This is a genomic window from Caecibacter sp. AF58-12pH5A (assembly GCF_027681725.1).
GTDB lineage: Bacteria > Bacillota > Negativicutes > Veillonellales > Megasphaeraceae > Megasphaera > Megasphaera hominis.
Map to the genome: position 1 here is coordinate 1 of NZ_JAQDBC010000036.1, position 22,497 is coordinate 22,497.

A 22,497-nucleotide genomic window follows, 5' to 3' on the forward strand; every position below is an offset into this window, starting at 1 on the left:
ACTATATCATGCACTCTTAAAATTTTCAGTACTGGTCTGAATTCACAGGCCCATTATACACCAACAATGGTTGCTAAAGCGACAGGGCTTTGTGTCCCAAACAGAGAAATTGCTACAGCTACAGCAAGCTCGAAAAAATTTGATGCTCCAATCATTCCTGCAGGGGCAGCGATGTTATGTGGTAATTTCATGATTTTGCCTGCAAAATACGCAATGAAAAAGATTAAAAAGGTCTGCAAAACAAGAGGTACTGCAATCAAAATGATATGCAAAGGATTTTCGAGTATGACATTTCCTTGAAAGGAGAATATCAATATCAAGGTAAGCAGCAAACCAAGGGTGGTAATATTTCCAAACTTTGGTATAAATTGGTTCTGAAAATACGCTCTCCCTTTTCGTTTTGTGATGATATTTCTCGTTAAAATACCACCTACGAGAGGAATAACGACGAACAACACCACGGATAATATCAATGTGGTCCAGGGAATGGAAACTCCTCCAATACCAAGTAAAAAGGCAACGATTGGCGTAAAGGCAACAAGAATGATTAAGTCATTAGTTGCTACTTGCACAACGGTATACGCTGCATTCCCCTTTGAGAGGTAACTCCATACAAAAACCATAGCCGTACATGGGGCTGCCCCAAGTAGCACGGCACCTGCAAGATAATCTCGCGCAAGTTCTGGCGAAATCAAACCCTTAAAAATGACATAAAAGAAGAACCACGCAATGCCAAACATTGTAAAAGGCTTTATCAACCAATTTGTAACCCAAGTAACAAATAAGCCTTTCGGATTTTTTCCAACGTCTTTTATGCTCTGAAAATCAACTTTTAACATCATAGGGTATATCATTAGCCAAATTAAAACCGCAATAGGAATTGAAACATTTGCATATTCAAAATGGCTCAAAAAGGCAGGAATACCAGGTAGGTATTTTCCTATCAATACGCCCATTACCATGCAGAGAGCAACCCATAATGTCAGATACCGCTCAAAAAAGCTAATTCCGACAGATTCTTTAGCCATATTATCATCCTCTAACTTTTTGCAGAATTTTAATTACTTCATCAGCCTTGAGTACTTTTCCATATGACACAACCTTTCCGTCAATGACAAGAGCTGGGGTAGTCATTACGCCATAAGCCGCAATCTGTGTAAAATCAGTGATATGATCGATAGAGGTATCCATATTAAGTTGTTCTAACGCTACTTTTGTAGCGGCTTCAAGCTGATTACATTTTTCGCAACCACTCCCCAATATTTTAATGCTTGCCCTCTCTTTTTCTGCTTGTTCAGCTTTAGTCATACTTTCTGCATTGCAGTTACCACCACAGCAACAAGCAGAGGTTTCTTCTTTTTTATTTTTTCTTCCAAATAGCCACATAATAATATTCTCCTTTTCGATGAATGTTTTATTTGCCAGCAACAATCGTTGCTTTCCGCCTATATAAGAAAATGATGAAACATATTAAATAAATAGCCAACAACGATGATGCCACCTGTGCAAATACCGATGAACAAGGCAAGCAATTTCGGCTTTACTGCTTTTCGAAGCATAATCAATGAGGGCAAAGACAAAGTCGTAACTGCCATCATAAAAGATAAAATTGCACCAAGTTGTGCACCTTTGGCAAATAAAGCTTCCGCAACAGGAATTGTACCGAAAATATCTGCATACATAGGTATACCAACAAGAGTAGCTAAAATTACAGAAAGCGGATTATTGCTACCAAGTACAGTCTCAATCCATGATTGTGGTATCCAATTATGGATGAATGCTCCAATGCCAACACCTATCAAGATATAAGGAAATACCTTCTTGAAAGTGTCTACAACCTGTTCCCACGCATATTTTATTCTGTCATAAATTGTTAAATCAGGAGCCTCGATATCTACACTACCTGCTGTCTTAATGTATTGCTCAACGTAGTTTTCCATATGCATTTTTTCAATAATTGTGCCACCGACAACGGCAATTACCAAACCAACAAGAACATAGACAACGGCAATTTTGGAGCCAAATATGCTCATTAATAGGACAAGCGAAGCTAGGTCAACCATTGGGGAGGAGATAAGAAAAGAAAATGTTACACCCAAAGGCAACCCTGCACTTGTGAACCCGATAAATAAAGGGATAGATGAACAAGAACAAAATGGGGTAACTGTTCCTAGTAAAGCTGCCACGATATTGGCACCTACACCATGGAAACGCCCTAAAATCTGCTTACTTCTTTCAGGAGGAAAATAACTTTGGATATACGAAACGAGATAGATCAAAACACACAGTAACACTGTAATTTTAACCGTATCATAAATAAAAAACTGAATACTTGCTCCTACGTTACTCTCAATATCGAGTCCAATAGCAGATAAAGCATTGCCAACTTCTTCATTAAGCCACTTCATGCCTAAAATTTGATTTTGAAAAAAATCCCAAAATGATTCCATAGGTTTCAATAAAATCCTCCGTTTCATCGACACATTGCAATTTGTCGATATAATGTTTATTGTATAAGCCACCAAAAATTAGGTGGCTTATTAGTCTATACAGCTACATTTCGTTTCGCTTGCTACAGTTGTGATTTGATTAAGAAGTTCCTTTGCATGGGCAACTCCTACTGGGTTGAAAGAATAGTACGTCCATTTGCCCTCTTTGCGTCCAACCACTATTTCCGCATCGCACAATATTTTCATATGATGAGATAAGGCTGGTTGTCCGATATCAAGTTGTTCCAATAACTGACAGGCACACTTTTCTCCGTTTTGTAACAAACCTAAGATTTTTAATCTGTTTGCGTCACAAAAGGCTTTGAATATCTTTGCGTTTTGTTCGTTTTCAGTCATTCTCGATTCTCCTTTCCTTTTTGTCTCCACCTTATTATACATATCATATTGGAGAATATCAATATGACAAATGAATTTTTTCTGCTGACTATGTTGTATTCTAATTCTTGTGTGGCAATTTATCTTCTCCACATATTCCTTTGAAATGAACTTAAAGGATAGAGGAAGCCCAGCCTTAAGAACCACAAAAAGCCCTGCCAAGCAAAAAAATCGCAAGGCAGGGCCTTTCTTATACCTTGATTTCCGTCCCGTCCTTGAAGGTCACTCGAATATCGTCCTTGCTGTATACCGTGACAAAATCCACCAAACTCCCCCAAAGCCGGATATCAAATTCCTTGATGATATCTTGCTTTTGGATGTCCTCCATGAATCCCTCCATCTGCCGGCTCCGTGCCTTTCGGTACTGGATGGTTTCACAGGTTTTATCGTACTCCATCTTCACCGTTTCATATCGACTCACGATTTCACTATAGTTCTCGTCGTAATTCGTTTGGTTCTGCGCCACACGAGCATTTTCGGCGATGAGCTGCTCAACCCTGTCGGCGAGAATATTTAAATCGGTGCTGAGCCTGTCCCGTTCTTTTTCAAGTTCAGTTGTATTCGTGAATCGTTCTTTCATTAACTGGATGTTTTCTAGAATTTCCGCTTTGTTTTCGATGAGTTGATTCATTGCCTTTACAAAGATGTCCTTGATGTCATCTTCCGTCAAGTGAGGAGTCTTACACTGGTCTTTAAATTTATGATTGCATTGGTAGATGACTCTTCGATATTTGTCGTTAGAATGCCAAACCTTGGCTCCGTACCAACTGCCGCACTCACCGCATTTTATCCGGCTTGAAAAAATCGATATGCCACTGTAGCGACATTTGCCACCACGTCTACGCTTGAGTTCTTCTTGCACCCAGTCAAAGACGCGAGGACTGATGATTGCCTCATGGTTATTTTCGACATAATACTGTGGTACTTCCCCTTCATTCACTTTCGTTTCTTTGGTGAGGAAATTGACCGTAAACGCCTTCTGTAAAAGAGCATCTCCCTTATACTTTTCGTTTGAAAGGATACTTTTTATCGTACCTGGATGCCATATCTTCTTTTTACCTGGCGTTTCTAATCCTCTCGCCGTCAGTTCCTTTGCGATGGAGTGGCAAGTGTAGCCATCTAGGAATAATCGATAAATCAGTTTGACCGTTTCTGCCTGCTCTTTATTGACGACGAGATTCCCATCGGGTCCTCTGTCGTATCCGAGGAAATGGGCGAAGGGAACACTCACTTTTCCATCAGCAAACCTTTTCCGATGCCCCCAAGTGACGTTCTCTGAGATACTACGACTTTCTTCCTGTGCCAAGGAACTCATGATGGTGATGAGAAGTTCTCCCTTGGCATCAAGCGTCCAGATATTTTCCTTCTCGAAGTAAATCTCGATACCCTTGTCCTTGAGCTTGCGCACGGTCGTCAGACTGTCCACGGTATTTCTCGCAAAGCGACTGACGGACTTCGTGACGATGAGGTCGATTTTACCATCCATGGCATCCTTAATCATCCGCTTGAACCCATCTCTGTGACGGGTATTCGTTGCCGAGATGCCTTCATCCGTATAGATGCCGGCGAACTCCCAGTCGTCTCGACCTTTGATATAATTCGTGTAGTAATCCACCTGTGCTGTGTAGCTAGTCACCTGATCGTCATGGTCGGTTGAAACCCGTGCATACCCTGCAACCTTCCGCTTCGTCCGGCTATTAATTGGAGCCGCTGTATATTTACTGATGGTCGCAGGTATCGCTCTTACTGTTTTTGCCATCGGTTATCCTCCTTCCGCCATTCTTCTTTTAATGCTTTTATTTTTTCATGCTTATAAGGATCATTGCTTTTGGCAACTATCATGATGTCACTCATATATGAGCGGTACGCTTTCTCGTGGTAGAATCCTCGTCTTTGCTCTTTGTATTCCCGTTCTACTGTATGACCGTCTTTAAAGAAAAAGGTAATCCTGTTATTTAAGATGACCTCTTTATCTAGCAGCTCGTCCATCTGCTCTTCGTTGAAAGCCTCTATACCGAGCACATCCGTCACAAGTCTTTTCATAGTGCTATCCTTGATGGCAGAATTGCCACAGGCGTTCCCACACCGCCAGTGTCGCTCCTTTTCTCCATCTGCATAAGTGTGACTCTGGCTTCTGTAGTTTTCGCCACAATTTCCGCACTTGATGACACCTGTGAATTCATTGAAATGATGCCGGTTGGGATTCGTGCTTTTCTTCTTGTGTCGCTCGCCCCATTCTTTCCTCCGTTCAGGCGTCCACCAATCCTTCCGTGCCGTGGAAACCCATCTTCTCGTGATTTCCTCTCCATTTTTTAGGTGAAATACCATCACATGATGCTCAGGAACAACGATTTTATCTACCTTGTTTAGAAAGGTTTCTTCATCAAATTCCGTAAGCCCCAAGACTTCTGTGCATTCCTTTATCAGCACCTTGTTTTGGAGAACTCCTTTTGAAGCACAGGTACACCCCTTATGTTTATGAGAGCCACAGATCCAATAATCTTCTTTTCTATGCACATTCTTTCGAACCGTATGCATAAAACTTTTCCCGCAGATACCGCATTTGATTTTCCCCGTAAAGCAGGTCGTATTTAATGCTTTATTCGCGAAGGGGCCTAGGGCCTTTCGTCTTGCCATTTCGCTCTGCACATAATCGAAGGTTTCTTTATCGATAATAGCTTCATGTGTATTTTCGACATAATATTGGGGTAACTCGCCCCTATTTTTCCTTCTGTGTTTTAAAATAGGGTCTGAAATATATTCTTTCTGTAAAAGCAGGTTTCCCGTATAGACAACATTGGTTAGGATAACCCTAATATTCGTATCCATCCAAGGGTATCCGCCTCTTGTCTTAATGCCCTCTGCCGCAAATTCCCGCTCCGTTTCTAGGCGAGATTTCCCATCTAGGAAGTTTTGAAAGATGCGTTTTACAATCGCCGCTTCTTCCGGAACAATGACAAGGTTATCCCCTTCCCATCGATATCCATAGACGCGGAAGTGACCGTTGGGCTTTCCCTTCTCGAATCCTTTCTTGATGCGCCATCTGACGTTTTCAGAAATGGACCTGCTTTCCTCCTGTGCAAAGGAGGCGAGGATACTCATCATGAGCTCCCCATCACCGCTCATGCTTCGAATGTTTTCCTTTTCGAACCACACTTCAACGCCTATGTCTTTTAACTGGCGGACGGTGCTTAAAAGGTCTACGGTGTTCCGAGCGAAACGCTGAATGGACTTGGTGAGGATGAGGTCGATTTTTCCATCCTTTGCGTCCTGCAGCATCCGCTGAAATTCCTTTCTCTTTTTCATCCCCGTCCCCGAGATACCATAGTCCGCATAAACTCCTGCATATTCCCATTCTGGGTTCTTTTGAATGAAATTACTGTAGAAACTTACCTGCGCCGAAAGGGAATGGTGCATCCGCTCCGATTCCATGGAAACGCGGGCATAGGCTGCGACTTTTTTGCGTTCTCTTATGCTAGGTAATTTTTGTTCAATTTTGCGAATCCTCCGCATAGCATCAACTCCTTTCGACACCATATATCACTCTGTTTGATACAAATATCAAGTATATAAATCGCCGAAAAACGGCTCATAGCGTTTGATGATTTCCTTCTTGAAATCTCGGTACTCTTTCTCGGTGATGAGCTTATCCTCTAGCATCGTCCTTGCTAAGTAAAGCGTCATCTGAAAGGCGGATTCATTTTCAAATGTGGTCTTATCCAATGTCCACATCCCCAAACCGATGAGCGATGTAGCAGGCATGGGAGCAGAACTTCCGATGGCGATTGCCGTAGGTCGTAAATTCTTTTCCGCAAGTAGGACAAGTAAATGTGTAGACTGCTTTTCTTTTTACGAGATTTAGGTGTGCGTTCCACCACTTGTTTCGACACGCATCCGAGCAGAACCGTTTCCGCTTCCGTTTTGGATTTTGATGGATGGGCTTTCCACACGTCTCGCAAACGCCTTCAGCAGTTTGTGCCACGAGACTATTACGCCTACAAAAAGACTTTATGGTATTGATGGAAAGGTTTAGTTCCGTTGCAATCCTACCATACCCTACCCCTTCACGGCGCAAGGCAATAATCTGCTTTCTTTGTTCATCCGTCATGTTCATCCCTCCTAGAAGATAAAATTTGCCTTCTACAGGTATAAGGACAGATAGAACTGTTTTAAGAACCACAAAAAGCCCTGCCAAGCGAAAAAAAATCGCAAGGCAGGGCTTTTCTTATCTTGCTATGTGATGGAGGATAAACGCACCGACAATACTCATCCATATTGTGCGTTCCCGTTTAAGGCGTCTCTGTGCTTTCTTCTCCTCGGCGATAGATTCTTGTAATAATTTGTTGGCAGTCGCGAGTGAGTCTTTCTGCTTCATCAATAAGGTGTCCGCTTCGCTCAGCTGACTCTTCAATACGGTCATCTGATTCTTTTGCAGCTCCGATTCTTTCCTCGACTCCTCGATTATCGTCTGCAATCGACTCAAGTTCGATTCGAGCGTCTTGAGTTCGGTTGCTGTCACTTGGTACGTTTTCTCTGCCGCTAAAGAAGTAGAGGGCAAGAAGGAGAACGAGAGCAACAACAAGGAGAATAGGAGCGTGAGCCTTGAGCCAAGTTTTACAAACCTCATACATCGTCACTCCTCCCCACAGAAATAATCGGTCACGCCACGGGCGATGGCTCTAGCAATAGTGTCCTGTTCATGGATGAGGAGCTCCACATCACTGTCATTGGAGATAAAGGCAATCTCCACAAGGACTGCAGGCATTTCCGTATGCCTCAAGACGATGAGGTCAGGACGCTCTTTAATGCCACGGTCTGTCGTGTCAATGCTTGTAACAAGCTGATTCTGTATGGCTCTTGCGGCACGCTCTGCTTTCCCACCAAGCCCGAACACCAAGGTTTCCGTCCCATTAGCCATTGCGCTTCCTGCACTGTTGCAGTGGATGCTGACAAAGAGATCGGCTCCGCTTTCGTTGGCACTAGCACAGACTTCGGGATACATGGGGCTTTCCCCTACGAGGTTATCCGATTGGAGCGTTTCCACTTCTACGCCGGCATAGGTGAGATACCTTGCCACAAGAACGCCAATATCGCGGACGATGCTTGCCTCCTGTACGCCATATTCGTTATTGACCGCACCAGGGTCAACGCCTGGATGATGTCCCGGATTTAAAAATACTTTCATTACTTCCCACTCCTTTTAAGTAATTCAACAAGTCCCTGCACGGCTTCAATGCCGGCATCATTTAGGTTTTCAATAATGCTCAGTAGCTCCGTCAGCACCAAGTAGCTGATAACCATGGATACCACCCACACTGGTTTTGCCATTTGGAGCATGGCTAAGTCAGCCGTAGCGGCTGCCACGGTACAGATGATATAGACGGCAATCTTTCCGATAAATCGATGCTTCATTACATCGGAAGAAATCAGCCCTTCACTGCGTGCTTTCTTGATACCCTTAATCATGGCAAGGACATTCGCCTTTTCTCCTCTTTGGACGAGACGGGCGTGGCTGATGCTCATCCATCTCGTAAAACAGTCTAAGAACACCAAGAACGTGAAGGCATAAAACAAAACGGCGTGCTGATGAAAGAGGAGAACCATCAGCCCCGTTCCAAGGAGCTTGAATGGTCCTCCTCCCAAAAGCGTATTGACCGTTCCCGTCATGCCCATATAAATCGCTTTGTAATCCATTAAATCATCCCTCCTACTAGTCCCCCTAAATCAATGGTTCTTCCCTTGTAGCGACAATTTGGATTTCCCACATAGGCCGCTTCCGTTGGAATGTATGTAAACGTGACCTCGTTCTTTCCTTCCGTAAGTTCCTGCGTCTGCCCTGAGTGGCTAATATAAAGGGGTCTTGTCCAAAAATCCGAACGCAGGAGAAAAAAGGAAAGCATGACCTTTCCATCCGCAAGTTTTGCCGTAAGGTCACGAAGCGTCCAGCTATACTGCCAGTCAAGGGGATGGATTCTATCCACGGTTTCATGACGGAACTCGGAAAAGTTCGTCGTATCGGAGAGAAGTTCCAGTTCTCCTTCCGGCAGAAAGACTTTGACGTAAAGTTCACCACCACATTTATCAATCTGCATGAAGCCACGTTGCGATAAAGTGCTTAGCATTTCCCTTGGCGTCATATCAAGGACTTCAAGAATCTCACGGAAGTTATACAGTGCATACGTCTTTCCCGTGATGGTGTTATTAAGAACCATCGTGGACGAACCGTCACGCAAAAGAGCCGTATCGATGATGACTTCCTCTTCGTCGTGGAAGAAGTGAAAAACCGTTTCCTCGATGTTTAGCTTGATTCTTTCCTCACCGCGCCTTGGCATGGCATCAGGGAAAACAAATAGATGCATCAAAACCACCTCCCTAAAGCATCACAACTTGTGCAATGCTCGTCATAAAACCCGCGAAACCATCCGTAGAGCCGTTTATAGAAATAGCACTCAAGTTCATGGTTACTAGACTTGATACAAGCCGCCCCACACATCTCATAGAGATTGCAATGCTCGCAGTAAGGGAATCTTTCCCGTAGGAGCACTTGCATCCGTTCCTTTGTAGCATCACTAGGAATCTCGTCGTCTCGAATATAAAGGCAATTGAGATTCCTTCCATCTGCCGTGACCTTCTTGAGATTTCGGTGAATGCAGTACGTTTCGCCAAAAGAAAAAACTGCCTGCACTCTCGCAAACAGTCCTCGAAAAAGTCCCATATACCTTTGATTGACTACTCCGTATTTCTCAAAATCCGTGACGAGTTTTTCTACCCGCTCTTTCCACTGATGGTAAATGGAGTCCATATCCTCCTTCGTAAGCGCATACGCCTGATTCTTCTCCGACGTTTCGTGCATGATATGGGGAAAGAAGCTTATTGGTCTCCCAATGATCCGTTCCTTTTCAGCAAAGTTCTTTAGGATTTTTCCGAAGTCGGTATTGCCGTGATAAAGCGTGCAGGAAACGCCAAGCCATGGATAATCCATGACGTTTTGAAACGGGTCATATCCTCTTAAGCCATCTGCACCATCGTAGCTGATAACGACAAAGAAACGATGCTTTAAAAAGTAGTCCCGATACTTTGGAAAAAGAATGCCGTTTGTCGAGATGGAAAAGGACGCATGGGGCGCAGCATCGACGATTCGCTTGATTTCATCCATGTAAAGCGTCGGCTCGCCACCCATGAATTTCACGGTAATGTTGGGCCTACCCTTAATGTACTCAATCAGCCCGTCCGATACCTTGGGTTCGTTTTCCTCTATCTCGCGGTGACAATAGGCACAGTTTAAATTGCACCTACTCCCTAGATAAATCGTGATTTTTTCCATCTCACTCACCTATGCGGAGGTTGTACTCGTTCCACACCTCGTACCACTTCCTACCGAGTTTAATCTTGCATTCTCCCGTATGGCCAAAAGGATAAAGCCTAAATGTTCCTTTACCGTTTACAAGCCTCACTCGTCTCGAATTCACAAGACCACAAGAGGAGTCTACAAATACTTCTTCATTATCGATGTCCCTTGCCAGCGGTGTTTCAAAGGAGCCTTTGTATTTCTCAATCGTGAACTCAAAATAGTCCTTTCTCTTTGGAAGGATAATTGGAACGGATGGATCGCCCAAAAGAACCATGCCCTTTCGGTCTGCTTGGAACGTAACATCCCCACAGGATAGAGAGTAGCTATCCCAGAGCATCATCCGAGGATGCTGAAGCATAGGAAGGGACTCGCTTGAAAACGTTCCTACTTCGTACGCTCCATCCATCTCAATTTCAAAATTCTCCGCCCGCCCTTCAAATACACGGATGATGAGGTCACGCTCACCTCCGCTAATGATGCCCGTATCGATTTGAAGAACATCCGCTTCCGTGTAGAGCTGAATCATATCGGTATAATCCATGCGGATGGCCGTTCCGATGCGGTTCATGGAAAGAAACTTATAGTCCGAGCGATGAATCGTCCGGAAACTTTTCACCTTGCTATTAGGCTTTCTGCAAAAGACATAAGAATGGTATGAACCCAGTTCTTCAATGATGTCCATCCCTGAGTAACCGAAGGTGGGGTCATGCACTTCCGCACTGAAAAATGTGCCGTTTAAGACGATTTTTCCCGCTACCGTTGCATCGCTATCTTCGTTAAAAAGGATTTTAATCATGCTGCACCTCCACTCCGTAGCCGTTTACGAGAACCGTATCGCCACTAGAAAGGACAAGTTCATAGCCTTCCGTTGCACTAATCTTTACGAGTTCATCAGGCACATTGCTGCTTGTCTTATGCATCATGACCGTACCCGCTTTCGCTTCCTTCATGCCGTAAGCCGTAAGAATCGCCGTCCCTTCTTTCACGACAAGGGACGGATTTTGCTTAAACTGAAGTCCATTCCTAACTTTCTTTTTCGTCACGCACACGACCTTAGCGGGGATGCGCTTTGCCGTAATGACCATATCTCCCTCCATAAGGGATGCAATGGAGACAGGACCTTTCATCGTTTGTACATTTCCCTTGATAATCATCGTTTCACCTCTTTTTTTAACCACCATCATCACCGCAATTGCAGTTACAGTTGCTTTTATATCGCCACTGGTACTGTTGGCATTTCTGACAGGATTGGCAGGTCTGACACTTTTGGCAAGCCTGACATCCTTGACACGCCTGACAAGACTGGCATGTATTTCCGACCTGACAAGTCTGGCAGCAGTTGGCTTCACAGCAATTTTCAGAGAAGCCCTTTTCCAGTGTATGAATTGCGCTTTGAAGGAGTTTGACGTTGACGCTATTCACCTTCTCGTAGGTCATCTTGGACACATCCACGGCAATGGATGCATGAGTAGCTAGTGCCGTAATGGCTGAAGCAATTTCCGTCAGATGCTCTTTTTTGATGGCGGTATTTCTCGATATTTCATCTTTATAATCCATACTCACCCTCCATCATCGCTACAGTTACAATCGCAATTGGGCTTTGTCCATGAGCATTGCCAGCAGTTTCCACTATTCCCCGACTTGCACTGGACTTGGCAATAGACACTGTATTTCTGACACCCTTGGCACGACGTACTTTGACAGGCTTTCGACTGACACCTCTCACAGGTTTGGCATCCTTCGCAGCTTTGGCAATAAATGCAGTTTCCGCAGTTATCTACGTTTTGAGCATATCCCTGTAATGCCTTAATGGCGGCGCGTAGTTCTTCCACATGGATGGCTTTCACCTTAAGAGGGCTCGCTTTTTGAATTTCTGCTTCATCGGTAAAAACCGTTTCCGCGATTTTTTCGTTAAGTCCCATCTCTTTCACCACCCATGCGCCTACCATATTCTTCAAAGGCTTGAATGACCGGAACGGCAAGCGCCTTCTTTAGCTTGCAGTACGTTTCCTTTCTTGCCTTATCCGTCACGAGCTTGCACCCACCCTTGCAACAGGAAACGGCAGGACACTCTAGGCATTTTTCTCGATGCCGCATCGTCGGATCGCCTTTTAAAACCGCCTCCATATACGAAAAGAAAGGCGTGTGAATCGTCCCTATCTTTTCGCTTGTGTTATGGCAAGGATAGAGGTTTCCCTCTACATCCAAATTGAGTACCGTAAAGCCATTACCGCAAGGGGCGGTATAGCGATTCCACGCGCCGTTTTTCGTGATGTAAAAATCTCGAAGCTGTTGAAAGAACCGTTCAATATACACGAGTTTCGTGTAGTCCCTCGCCTCCTGCACGCCACTAAGGCTTGCTTTTAAATAGAGCGTTGCCATCTCGTGCATCTCTCTCGCCACGCGGTCATAGTCCACATCAAGGAGCGATTTTTCCATAATCCCCGTGTCGAAGATGGCATCAAGGTTAATGCGCACCTTATAGCCATGCATCTTCTCATATTCGTCCGAAATAGCCTGAAAGGCCGTGAGAAGTTCCATGGGATATGCCCTTGATGAAATAACGCCTGATAACCCTAGCCATTTAAGGCGAAGAATCCTTTCCTTGAGCACAGATTGCGAAAAGACATCAAAGAGCCGTGTTTCCTTCGTGTGATAACCATCCCAAGAAATCGTCACGGGAAAGTCATTTGCATTAAAGAAATCCACCATCTCATCGGTCAGCGCTCGACCGTTCGAGATAGTGGAATAGTTACATTTAATATGCCGTCGTTTCGTTTCACTCACGATTTCCTTGATAACTGAAAAGTAGAGGAGTGGCTCGCCGCCATAAAACTGGAGGTGGATGCCCCGCTCTCCGTTTTCTTTGGAAAGTTCCTCAATGAAGTCGTAAATCTCCGGATTTACCTTAGAGGATAACGACTGATGCACCAAGGGATGCTGCAAGCAGTAAACACAGTTCATGTTGCAGGAATTTCCGAGCATAATAAATACCGTCTCTACATGGCGTTTTAGAAAATTACCCATACCTACCTCCCAACGAGAATCTTGATACGACGAAGGTTCTGCGCATTATCGGCGTATAAAATCCTCCCTACGCTCTGACTTGTATCTTCCCCAGGTAGTGCCATCCGTCCGACACCTGGCGTTTCTGACGGAATGACGAAAGCACCTGCTTCTGCCTTTCCGCTAAAACGAACATGGACGCGGCCCATCAGTGCCACAGGGATAAAGCGGTCAAGGTTCTTTTCAAGAGGATTTTCTCCCTTTTCTGCCGGCTCGCCACCGATAATCATGGCAAATTCATTTGATTCAACACCTACGACGCATTTACTCTTATCCGTTGCCCTGACGTACCGCTCATACGTTGCCGTTTCATCAAGGGCAATGATGTCGCCTGCCATGGTATCACCCCCTCTGGGGAAGAACTCAGCGTAGTCGTTGTAATAAGCGTTATACAACTTTGACGCCGTAAGAGTCCCCGTAATCGTCACGTTGCCATTTGCATCCGATGCCACGAACCGACTGTCGTTTCTAAGGTCGCTCGTCTTTGCGGGGATAGATGGTTTATTTATAAGGTCGGCATAACTTCCTGTTTTCGCAACACTTGGAAGGGATTCAAAGGCACCTGTCATTTCCTCTTTTGTCGCATAGGTTTCCGTGATGACCTTTCCCTCTCCGTCCTGCATGGCTTTTGTTGCCGATACGGCGTTTGCCGTAGCATCGAGTTTCTTGGAGAGTTCCTTTGTCATGGTCGCTGCAAAGTTTGGATCTCGCCCAAGAGCATCGGAGAGCTCCTTTAAGGTATCAAGGGCATCAGGACTGCCACCTACGATGGTTTCTATCTGAGTGGCGATGCTTTCCTTTACATAGGCTACGTTTGCAATTTGCTCTGTGTTTTCGCCACTTGCCATAGGAGTTGTAGGCGTTCCCGTAAAGGCAGGGCTTTCCACATCCGCTTTTGCAGTTAAGTTCGCTTTCATCGCCTCGAGTTTTTCCGTTGCACGCTCTGCACTTTGCTTTGCGATAGTCGCATGGTTTTCAGCAGATGTTTCAAAAAGCCTTGCTGCATTTGCGTACTCTTCTGCAGCATCCCTCGATACATCGGCTTCATTGGCCATAGCCGTTGCGAGAGCAGCTTTTTCTCCGGCAAGGTTCGCCCATGCTTTCGCAGACTTTGCACCTTCTGTTCCATCCGGTTTCTCATCGCTTTCCGCCCATGCCCTTGCAACATTGCACCATACTTTTGAGGAACGTGCGCCTTCTACGCCATCAGGCTCTCTTTCCCCTTCTGCCCACTCCCTCGATACCTCGCTCCAAGATTTTGATGAGCGCGTTCCTTCACCTGTGGGTGCTTCCGTGCTTTCTGCCCAAGCCTCGGAGAGGTTTCTTGCTTCCTCCGCAGCTCTAGCAGATTCCTTTGCCTTTTCGGCGTATTCTCTTGCGACTTCGGCTCCGTAGTAGCCAACGGTCACTTCGCCACTTGTGGCATTATTTAAAGCCGTTACTTCAATTTCAGCGTCAATCGACATGATGTGCCACCCCCTTAATCATGAAATAAGCCGTCCAAATGAGCGTCTTGATTTGATGGGTCTTTCTGTTGATGAGTACCACATCGTACACATAAGTGTCCGGTGGCAAACTGTCGAGTTCCCCCAGTTCGATGCTGAGGTCTATGTAATTGTAGCCTGCGTGATACACATCTTTAGAAAAGACCACATCCGTCGAGTTGGACGTTGCCTTGATGGAAAAACGGAACATATCATCTGCCGTAAGGACGTAATCCTTAAAGGTAAACCGCAGAGTATAGGTGTCGTACTGAGATGCTTCGATATTAAAATTTTGGTCAATTGAAATCATGTCATCACCTCAGCCCCCGTCATCACTACAGTCACAATTGCAATTAAACCGCTGCGTTCCTCTCGTAAACTCAAAGGTCTGGCTACGGTTAATGAGTTCTTGTAGAACCTGCCTTAGCGTATATGTTCCTGCAGGAACGCCTGTATGTTGCTTTAACCGGACATAGCTTGACGACTTATTGCCACTTCCGCTTGTTTCTGTTCGGTCGTAGGTTTCTGCAAAAGCCATGGTAAATTTTGCATTTCTTTCCCGTTGCACAGAACTTGTGACCGAAATTTCAAGCATATCTTCTAGCCTGCTATCGACGAGCGTTCCCGTCCCGTTATAGGAAACGGTAACGGTCTTTCCTGCATCGGAAGCGTTAAAGAGAAGCGTCCCCGTATTCCAGTTTTCAATGCCGTGTGCCGTTGTGTTGTAGTCCGGCCAGTACTGCCCCTGTGCCGGGGTTGCCGCCACTTCCGTCAACTGCGTGCCATCGCTAAATCGAACCATGACCGTTGATGGGTCGGTCTTTTGCGGTACTTCCTTTAGGCGAATCGTGAAGGGGCTTTGCGTTGGTATCTGATGGGTTTCGCCCGCGATTTTATGGATATCAAGGACGTTTAAAAATGGATTGAGCCGATAATCTACAATAGCCATATTTTTCCTCCCTTCTATGTTTTTAACTGCTTGATAGCCGATGCTTGGCTCTGCTCGATGTTTTTCGCATTGCGCTCAATGCTCGCTAAATAGGTATCAAGTGCAAAAACAGGCTCTCCCAGTGTCATATCTGCTGAGATGCCTGTTTTTGCTGAAACGGTGTATTTTACTTTTGTGATGGGGTACTCATAGGTTTTCCCATCAAGGGTTCTGATTTGTGCTTCGCCCATGGTGGTAAGGTGCCTTACGTTAAACGTTCCATCCACAAGGGGATATTCGAGCCTTACGCCACTGACCTTGGCGGAGCGAACAGGTTCTTTATATTGGGCAAGCTGATTTTCTCCCCATCTTCTAGCGTCACCCACCTCATAGGCAGAAGGTAGCGTTAACACCTTATCGCGCTTGCCGTACTTTGAAATGCTTTCTTCGTCCTGCACGACGCAAAGCCACTGCTCGCCATCATCATCGATATTGCCGCCCTTGATTCTTGCCCAGTTATAGATTTTCTCCGTGTTCCATGACGGAATATATTTACTGAGGTGTTTTCCCACCGTAAGTCGCGCTTCTTCATTGATGCGTTTTTCCCTCGGCTGAAAATAGAGGCTTCGGTATTCATCCACGCCATAGACGAAATCCACGGCAAAATCCGAAAGGGTCGCTAAGGCTTCCTTTGCCGTCACGCCATCAAAGACGAGTTTTGTCACCGTATAGCCGGCGTTTGCAATCTTGATGGGGTTATAGACAAGGCCATGGGTGTGTTCCGCTTTCCTTGCAATATCTCTAACAATATCGCCTGGATCCATGTTCTGATACGTCTCAAAAAGAACGAGGGTTTCAAGGCGATTGTAATACCCGTGAGCGACGAACTTAAACTCCGTCTCTGTCGTTCCTTCGATAGGACGGGTGATGATGTAGCCCGAGTACCACGGCAGTTCATCGCCAAAAAGGAAGATATCGATGCGTTGCATATAGGTAAGTTCACTGTTTTTCGGCAGCACCTTAAAAACGAGTTCACAACTTCCGCATCCCGTCGAGGAGATTTCAAAGGAGAGTTTACTCAGCGTATTGTTTTCAATGCCACTTCCAAAGAACGCTGTTTTCGTGCCATTTTCCGCATAGGCGATCACCGTGAACTGGTTCGGATAATACTTTCTGACCGTACCCTTTCCGTCAGATGGTTTGCCACTTTTCCCACCGCTTCCAGCGTAAATAAAGCGACCGAAAAAGCCACTCCCAAATCGGATATTCATAGAAACCACCTGTTGGTAAAGAGGATTTCAAGCCGTCCTGCACCGCCTGTGTAGTAGAGCGTGTTCTTTCCCGGCACAGCAGAAAGAAACTGCCCGTTAAAGGCGTTGATGCTATTGGCATTATCCCGCCACACCGTCCCTTCCTTGGCGTTTACCGTTGCCATGGAAGGAGCGATGAGGAGTGCATCCGTAAGGCGAAATTCCTTTAATGTTTCCTCATGCCACACCGTAATGTTTGGCATCTTATCCTTTGGAATAAAGCGGAAGGTAAAGGGCGTATCGACGCTTCCAAGGTTATGCACCACCATCTCTGCCTTCACGACATCCGTTAGAAAATCATAGACGGCTTTTGATTCCTGCCCCTCATAGCGGAAAGGGTCGGCAAGGAGGAGCGTTACGGTGATATTGCTCCGTCTCTGCTTAAATCCCTTTTGGTACTCGTGAGCGATTTTACTGATACCCGCCACGTTAAAGCATCTATCCTGCCTTCCACAGTAGAGCTTGTAATTCGTTTGGTAAAAATAACGGCAAGCACGGTTTAAAAGTTCATCATGCTCTGCTTCCGTTTCTGCCTGCATGGAAAACTTCACCTTGATGGTATGGCCTTTCACGAGACCATCCCCTACCACATCGCCACCGTGGGCAAAGGCTCTGTCCTCCATTTTGCTATTAAAGTCATAGCTTCCGGCATCGGAGAGAGACCATGCCACTGGCAAGGTGTATTCTCTGCCGTCCTTGATGATTTTTAGCTTATCTTCACTTATTTCTTTTTTAGGAAACTGCATCTCATACACCTCGCAATCCCGCAGCGACCATGCTCGATAGGTCTTGGAAGAGACTATCTGCGTCGCCTGAATTATTGATATCGCCGTAAATATTCTGCGTCACCGTATTCTGCTGAGCCGTTCCATTTTCTGCAATGCCCTCAGCAATATTACGGAACACGGCGCGGTTTAAAGGAAGGGCTACTTCATCATCCACACCTTCGCCGATGATGCCAAGGGTCGGTCTTGTAAAGTACCCGCCTTTGGCGTAACCTGGAATCTTTGCACCACTTTCGCCACCGGAACCTGTAGATGCCGCAAGGAGCGTCGTACCAAGAGCCGCGGCAGACGTTAAGATTCCCGTCACAGACCCCAGTGCTCTTGCTGCTGCCCCCGGATGCACCGTTTCATAAGCAACGGCAACAGGAGCCCATGCGGCAAGGGCGCTTGATGCCATGGCAGCAGACGATGCGGCTTCCTTCTTCTGAAGGCTCTGCCCCATGACGTGGCTTACGATCATCCCTGCTGCTTGTTTGGCAAAGTACTGAGCGATGACTTTAATCATGCTCTTTCCAAGTTCAGCAAAGGCTTGTTTGGCACTCTTTGCGCCCATTAGGATATTCGTAAAAGCCGTACTAAGACCACCGAGAGCCGTGCTATAAAGGTCGGATACAAGCTGCGCCGTTGTCATATGGGCTTGAAGAAATGCCTCTTGGTATGTATCCATCATCGTTTTCTGCGCTTCCATGTCGTTTAGACGAATGGCTGCTTCTTCCGTCAGCACTTCCTGCAATCGCTCCATATCAAGGGTGCGGTAGGCTTCATCAATATTTGCTTGTATATCCTTGCACTGCGTATAGTATTCAAGCCGTGCCTCCTCATAGGCTTTGTCGGCGTTGAGTTTATCTTCAAGAATCTGCTTATGGAAATCAAGCTGACCGGATTCCGTTTCCTCAAAAGCGATCTGCTGCTCTTTAAGGGCTGAAATAAAGGCTTCCTTCTGCGTGGTGTTGAGAGATAGGAAGGTATCGGAAAGTTTTTGCCACCGCTCCTCGATGCCTTGCACCGTCGTTTCATGTTCCTGTGAAATCTTGAGGAGTTCCGCTGACGCAGCATCGCTATTAACGGATGCGTCGCTTAATGCCGATGCATTTGCTGCCTGCAAGACCTCTTTGTAGATTTCCATCTCCTGACGAGATTCTTCCTGCAGGGCTTCGATGCGCTTTGAAGCGTAGAGCTCAGCCAGTCTCTGTTTATCTCGCTCGTAGTTTTCGTTTGCAGCACGGGACTTTTCCAGCTCATCCGATTCTTCCTTATACCAACGGTCGACAAGAGCAGACTTGGTGCTGAAGGTTCGCATCCATTCTTCCTCGATGCTTTTCGAGGTGGATTGGGCTTTTGATTCAAGCTGACTCATTCCAGAGGAAGAACCACCACGACCTCCACCACCGGAAGATGCGCCTCCTACAGGAGCACTCCCTCCACCGCTACCGGCAAAATTGGAGAAATCGGGAGCCTTCCATTTTGGCGTGGCGTTTTTATTTCCGCTTTCACCGGAAGTATCACCACCACTTTCTCCTCCAACACTGCCAAGTGCCTCATTCGTTTCCGTGATTTTGGCAATGAGTCCGCTGAGCCAGCTGATGGCTTTATCGACGAAGTTTGAGATTGTCCCCAAGCCTTTACTTGCCCAGTCCGACAAGACGCTATCTGCCATATTGCTAAAGACATCGCAGACGGAAGAAATGATGGAGGAAATGTATTCAGCCATGCTATTTAAGACGGAGCAGACCATATCGATGGCATAGGCGATGACCGAAACCATCAAGGTAAAGCTGTTGATGAGAAAGCCGATGTATTTCATGATGCCTAAAAAGGCAACCCCCACTACCGCACCGAAGGCAACAAAGACGGGCTTTAAGAGTTCAAGGACGGAGGAAATGAGACTTCCAAGCGAGGAAAAAGCGGATTTTACTTGTTCCCATGCGGACGTAAGGCTCTTGCTTTCAACGCCCATGATGCTCAGCACGTCTCTCACGCTGAGACCGCTCTGGTAAAAGGCGTAGAGTGCCGTACCGATTGCTGTCACCGTAGTGATAAAGGGCGCACACGCCGTCACCGCAGCACCAATGGCCACAAGGAAAGGAGCCATCATGGCAACGGCCGCAGCCCCTGCCGCATACATGGCAGGAATAGCAATCGCCGTGAGGGCTATACCAAGAGCGACGATGGCAAGTTGTGCTTCAGGCGGTACGCAAGATGCGATGGCTCCGCTAATGCCACTTTCCTCAATGTCCGTAGCAAAATTGCTCAGCCAGTCACCGATGGAACTAAAAAGCGTCGTAAGGTTTAGGGCATCGGCAATCTGAAGTCCTGCCTGTGATGCAACTTGTCCGATACCATCCATGAGGTTTGACCAAGTGCCGAGAATCGTGCTGCTCTGCTGCTCCATCATGCCACCATAGCTTGCTTCCATGCCGCCAACGAGGGCTTCAAGGGCCGTCTTGCTATCGACCATGCGCTTTGTGACCATGTCCTGCGCGCCTGCCACATCAGTCCCCAGTTTTTCTGCAAGCATCTGCCATGCAGGGATACCAAGTTCCGTGAGCTGCATCATTTCCCCGCTTGCGAGCTTCCCTTTTGCAGCAATCTGCCCCAAGGCAAGGGTCAAGCGATTAACGCCATCTTGTCCTGCACCGACACCTGCTGCAGCATCCCCCACCGCCGTAAGGGTGGGGATGATTTGCTCTGCCGTAAATCCAAAGGCGAGGAACTTTTGGCTTGCCTTGGTGACATCGTTAAACTCAAAAGGTGTATGTGCGGAAAAGTTCTGCAGTTCCTTGATAAACCCCTCTGCCTTTCCCGCACTTCCAAGAAGGTTCGTCATGGCAACCTGCACGCTCTGCAAGTCACCGCCCGCCTTAACGGCATAAACACCAAGCCCCACAAGAGCCGTACCCAAGGCACCGATGCCTTTTGCGACCGTCGAAGATAATTCCATCCCCTCCGAGCCAAAGGCAGATTTCAGTTGCCTTTTCGTCGCATTGATTTCCTTTCGTAAATCCGACGTATCTGCGCCGATTTTGACGAGTAGTTCTGCTACGGTTGCCATGCGTTTCCCTCCTTTCGCTTGGCATAGAAAGATTTAAAAAATTCCTCTCGCTCCATTTCTTTTTCTTCCTTGCTTTTCTTTGGAAGAAATGGCTCCATGAGTTTTTCAGGCGAGATGTTCTTTATCTGCGTCCCCATGAGATTTGCCGTAAAGTAGGAGGCGAGCCACAAAACATCCATACGCCGTTTTTCGTAGCCTTCGAGTAGCTTTATGAGTTCAAGTGGTGATAAATGCAGAAACTCATGGGGCTTTAAGGAGAGGACGCCATAGGCAACGCCCTCTGCCCATTCAAGCCATTCGTAGAAACTGACGGCATGGGAATCTATTCGTTTTTTCTTTCCTTCTCCAGTTCACCCTTTGCTTTATCCGTCAATTCCTCCGGAAAGAGTTTATAGTAGACGGCTTTTCCTAAAATGCCGGAACCTGCGATGCACTTGACGACGGGCATTTGAATATCCGTTTCAAGGTCGATGCCTTCGTCGATGAGTTTTTGCATCTTATCGGCATACTACTGAGGCGTGCGCATCTTATGGTGACGCAGGGCTACGCTTAGGATGATGGTGAGGAGTCCCAAATCGAGGTTCTGACTGCGGATGATCTCCCCTGCCGATTTTCCTGCCATGCGCTCGATGTCGATGAGCCGACCGATGTTGAGGTACATAAATTCATTTTCTCCAAAGAGCGGAAACTCAATCTTCTTCATGGCTTTCTCCTTTCTTCACGTCAGATAATGCCCCTGCACCGGAGAGCGTCCCCTTGAGAGTTGCCACATCGTCATGCGGCGTGGAAAGGCTGCACTCCGTGAGCGTTGCCCATCCCGTCACATAACTTTTATCCGGGTATTCAAACTTGATGTGTACTTGCTTTCCCGCAAGAAAGGCAGCTTCCAAAAAGCCTGCCCCTTCGTCTCCTGCTAGATACACGCTTTCAAGGTCGAGAGACCAACTACGAAGTCCCGGAATGGTGGATTTCCAACCACCGCTTGTCTTATCCGATGCATCGATTTCATCTGCCTTGCGGGAAAGGTCACCACTGCGCTGCCCGCCCACAAGCGTCCAAGTGGGATTTGCTTCCGTTGCGCCTGTGTTGACATAAATCAAATAATCCTTGCCGGCCGTAGCCGCCACTTTATTGGTCGGTTCTGCAAACGTCGTATAGGCCATTAGTTATCACTCCTCATGTTTTGTACTAACATTTCAAAGGAAATTACACCGTTATATCCGCTATCTTCCTCGGGATAGCTTTCGTAAAACTCCACACCCTGCGCATTGGAGTAAAACTCCTCCTCGGATAAATCCAATTGCTTGCTCGAAAGAGCATTGATGATTTTTTCCGCAAGGCTATTGATTTCATATCGTCCGCGATAGGTACTCCAAATATGAATCTGCACCGTCATGTGAATGATATCGTCGGACTTTGTCGATTTATCCTCGGCGTTGATATTGCCGAGCGTCACAAAAGGAAGTACTGCCCCTTCCGGCACGAAGTCATAGACAGGACAGGTACATTCCTTGCGTAAAAAGGCGATGAGCGCCTTATGGACAATATTGTTTGGAAGCCTTCTCATGGTTTTTTCACTATAATGGGCCTGTGAATTCAGACCAGTACTGAAAATTTTAAGAGTGCATGATATAGT

The 22,497-nt window shown here is 46.3% G+C and carries 28 protein-coding genes; all 28 read right to left on the reverse strand.

Features of this window, described 5'->3' with window-relative positions:
* Nucleotides 1-53: 53 nt before the first annotated feature.
* On the reverse strand, nucleotides 54-1,028 hold the full coding sequence (gene arsB / locus PGX44_RS11720) for an ACR3 family arsenite efflux transporter (RefSeq protein WP_498855498.1): 975 nt from the start codon (nucleotides 1,026-1,028) through the stop codon (nucleotides 54-56).
* Between the two features lie 4 nt (nucleotides 1,029-1,032).
* Nucleotides 1,033-1,428 (reverse strand): thioredoxin family protein, encoded by a 396-nt coding sequence (locus PGX44_RS11725; protein WP_498855499.1) that lies wholly within the window; start codon nucleotides 1,426-1,428, stop codon nucleotides 1,033-1,035.
* A gap of 17 nt (nucleotides 1,429-1,445) precedes the next feature.
* Entirely contained in the window at nucleotides 1,446-2,450 is a 1,005-nt protein-coding gene (locus PGX44_RS11730) for a permease (RefSeq protein WP_370839078.1), read from the reverse strand.
* Between the two features lie 90 nt (nucleotides 2,451-2,540).
* The gene (locus tag PGX44_RS11735; protein WP_370839054.1) at nucleotides 2,541-2,846 is read right to left on the reverse strand and encodes an ArsR/SmtB family transcription factor; all 306 of its coding nucleotides are present in this window, start codon (nucleotides 2,844-2,846) and stop codon (nucleotides 2,541-2,543) included.
* A gap of 229 nt (nucleotides 2,847-3,075) precedes the next feature.
* A complete protein-coding gene (locus PGX44_RS11740; RefSeq protein ID WP_370839052.1) occupies nucleotides 3,076-4,644 on the reverse strand; it encodes a recombinase family protein in 1,569 nt (522 codons plus the stop codon).
* Complete coding sequence (locus tag PGX44_RS11745; RefSeq protein ID WP_370839050.1) at nucleotides 4,629-6,398, reverse strand: recombinase family protein; 1,770 nt, start codon at nucleotides 6,396-6,398, stop codon at nucleotides 4,629-4,631. Before PGX44_RS11745 ends, PGX44_RS11740 begins: the two co-directional genes overlap by 16 nt.
* Nucleotides 6,399-6,446: 48 nt before the next feature.
* On the reverse strand, nucleotides 6,447-6,608 hold the full coding sequence (locus PGX44_RS11750; protein WP_498855500.1) for an SHOCT domain-containing protein: 162 nt from the start codon (nucleotides 6,606-6,608) through the stop codon (nucleotides 6,447-6,449).
* Nucleotides 6,601-6,993, reverse strand: coding sequence for an RNA polymerase subunit sigma-70 (locus tag PGX44_RS11755; RefSeq protein WP_370839047.1), 393 nt, complete (start codon nucleotides 6,991-6,993; stop codon nucleotides 6,601-6,603). The genes PGX44_RS11750 and PGX44_RS11755 overlap by 8 nt, the downstream gene beginning before the upstream one ends.
* Before the next feature lie 181 nt (nucleotides 6,994-7,174).
* A complete protein-coding gene (locus PGX44_RS11760) occupies nucleotides 7,175-7,516 on the reverse strand; it encodes a hypothetical protein (protein ID WP_370839045.1) in 342 nt (113 codons plus the stop codon).
* Between the two features lie 2 nt (nucleotides 7,517-7,518).
* Nucleotides 7,519-8,070 (reverse strand): N-acetylmuramoyl-L-alanine amidase family protein, encoded by a 552-nt coding sequence (locus tag PGX44_RS11765; protein WP_370839043.1) that lies wholly within the window; start codon nucleotides 8,068-8,070, stop codon nucleotides 7,519-7,521.
* Nucleotides 8,070-8,579 (reverse strand): phage holin family protein, encoded by a 510-nt coding sequence (locus tag PGX44_RS11770; protein ID WP_370839041.1) that lies wholly within the window; start codon nucleotides 8,577-8,579, stop codon nucleotides 8,070-8,072. Before PGX44_RS11770 ends, PGX44_RS11765 begins: the two co-directional genes overlap by 1 nt.
* On the reverse strand, nucleotides 8,579-9,244 hold the full coding sequence (locus tag PGX44_RS11775) for a hypothetical protein (RefSeq protein WP_370839039.1): 666 nt from the start codon (nucleotides 9,242-9,244) through the stop codon (nucleotides 8,579-8,581). The genes PGX44_RS11770 and PGX44_RS11775 overlap by 1 nt, the downstream gene beginning before the upstream one ends.
* The gene (locus tag PGX44_RS11780; RefSeq protein ID WP_370839037.1) at nucleotides 9,244-10,209 is read right to left on the reverse strand and encodes a radical SAM protein; all 966 of its coding nucleotides are present in this window, start codon (nucleotides 10,207-10,209) and stop codon (nucleotides 9,244-9,246) included. The genes PGX44_RS11775 and PGX44_RS11780 overlap by 1 nt, the downstream gene beginning before the upstream one ends.
* Before the next feature lies 1 nt (nucleotide 10,210).
* Nucleotides 10,211-11,032: a hypothetical protein gene (locus PGX44_RS11785; protein WP_370839036.1), complete on the reverse strand. Its 822-nt coding sequence runs from the start codon at nucleotides 11,030-11,032 to the stop codon at nucleotides 10,211-10,213.
* Nucleotides 11,025-11,390 carry a hypothetical protein gene (locus PGX44_RS11790; protein ID WP_498855501.1) on the reverse strand — a complete coding sequence of 122 codons (366 nt, stop codon included), beginning with the start codon at nucleotides 11,388-11,390 and terminating at the stop codon, nucleotides 11,025-11,027. Before PGX44_RS11790 ends, PGX44_RS11785 begins: the two co-directional genes overlap by 8 nt.
* Before the next feature lie 16 nt (nucleotides 11,391-11,406).
* Entirely contained in the window at nucleotides 11,407-11,793 is a 387-nt protein-coding gene (locus PGX44_RS11795) for a hypothetical protein (RefSeq protein WP_498855502.1), read from the reverse strand.
* A gap of 354 nt (nucleotides 11,794-12,147) precedes the next feature.
* On the reverse strand, nucleotides 12,148-13,263 hold the full coding sequence (locus PGX44_RS11800; protein ID WP_370839030.1) for a radical SAM protein: 1,116 nt from the start codon (nucleotides 13,261-13,263) through the stop codon (nucleotides 12,148-12,150).
* A gap of 2 nt (nucleotides 13,264-13,265) precedes the next feature.
* Nucleotides 13,266-14,768, reverse strand: coding sequence for a hypothetical protein (locus PGX44_RS11805; protein ID WP_370839028.1), 1,503 nt, complete (start codon nucleotides 14,766-14,768; stop codon nucleotides 13,266-13,268).
* The gene (locus tag PGX44_RS11810) at nucleotides 14,758-15,096 is read right to left on the reverse strand and encodes a hypothetical protein (RefSeq protein ID WP_370839026.1); all 339 of its coding nucleotides are present in this window, start codon (nucleotides 15,094-15,096) and stop codon (nucleotides 14,758-14,760) included. The genes PGX44_RS11805 and PGX44_RS11810 overlap by 11 nt, the downstream gene beginning before the upstream one ends.
* A 9-nt stretch (nucleotides 15,097-15,105) precedes the next feature.
* Nucleotides 15,106-15,735 carry a hypothetical protein gene (locus PGX44_RS11815; RefSeq protein ID WP_302389533.1) on the reverse strand — a complete coding sequence of 210 codons (630 nt, stop codon included), beginning with the start codon at nucleotides 15,733-15,735 and terminating at the stop codon, nucleotides 15,106-15,108.
* A 14-nt stretch (nucleotides 15,736-15,749) separates the two neighbouring features.
* On the reverse strand, nucleotides 15,750-16,985 hold the full coding sequence (locus PGX44_RS11820) for a hypothetical protein (RefSeq protein ID WP_370839025.1): 1,236 nt from the start codon (nucleotides 16,983-16,985) through the stop codon (nucleotides 15,750-15,752).
* A complete protein-coding gene (locus PGX44_RS11825; protein WP_370839023.1) occupies nucleotides 16,982-17,770 on the reverse strand; it encodes a phage distal tail protein in 789 nt (262 codons plus the stop codon). Before PGX44_RS11825 ends, PGX44_RS11820 begins: the two co-directional genes overlap by 4 nt.
* A gap of 1 nt (nucleotide 17,771) precedes the next feature.
* On the reverse strand, nucleotides 17,772-20,861 hold the full coding sequence (locus PGX44_RS11830; RefSeq protein ID WP_370839021.1) for a tape measure protein: 3,090 nt from the start codon (nucleotides 20,859-20,861) through the stop codon (nucleotides 17,772-17,774).
* Nucleotides 20,849-21,040 (reverse strand): hypothetical protein, encoded by a 192-nt coding sequence (locus tag PGX44_RS11835; protein ID WP_370839019.1) that lies wholly within the window; start codon nucleotides 21,038-21,040, stop codon nucleotides 20,849-20,851. The genes PGX44_RS11830 and PGX44_RS11835 overlap by 13 nt, the downstream gene beginning before the upstream one ends.
* A gap of 143 nt (nucleotides 21,041-21,183) precedes the next feature.
* On the reverse strand, nucleotides 21,184-21,357 hold the full coding sequence (locus PGX44_RS11840; protein WP_498855503.1) for a hypothetical protein: 174 nt from the start codon (nucleotides 21,355-21,357) through the stop codon (nucleotides 21,184-21,186).
* A gap of 12 nt (nucleotides 21,358-21,369) precedes the next feature.
* Nucleotides 21,370-21,564 carry a hypothetical protein gene (locus PGX44_RS11845; protein WP_498855504.1) on the reverse strand — a complete coding sequence of 65 codons (195 nt, stop codon included), beginning with the start codon at nucleotides 21,562-21,564 and terminating at the stop codon, nucleotides 21,370-21,372.
* Complete coding sequence (locus PGX44_RS11850; RefSeq protein ID WP_370839017.1) at nucleotides 21,551-22,024, reverse strand: phage tail tube protein; 474 nt, start codon at nucleotides 22,022-22,024, stop codon at nucleotides 21,551-21,553. Before PGX44_RS11850 ends, PGX44_RS11845 begins: the two co-directional genes overlap by 14 nt.
* A partial coding sequence (locus tag PGX44_RS11855) for a DUF3168 domain-containing protein (RefSeq protein WP_498855505.1) occupies nucleotides 22,024-22,497 on the reverse strand: 474 nt, incomplete at its 5' end. The genes PGX44_RS11855 and PGX44_RS11850, both read right to left, overlap by 1 nt.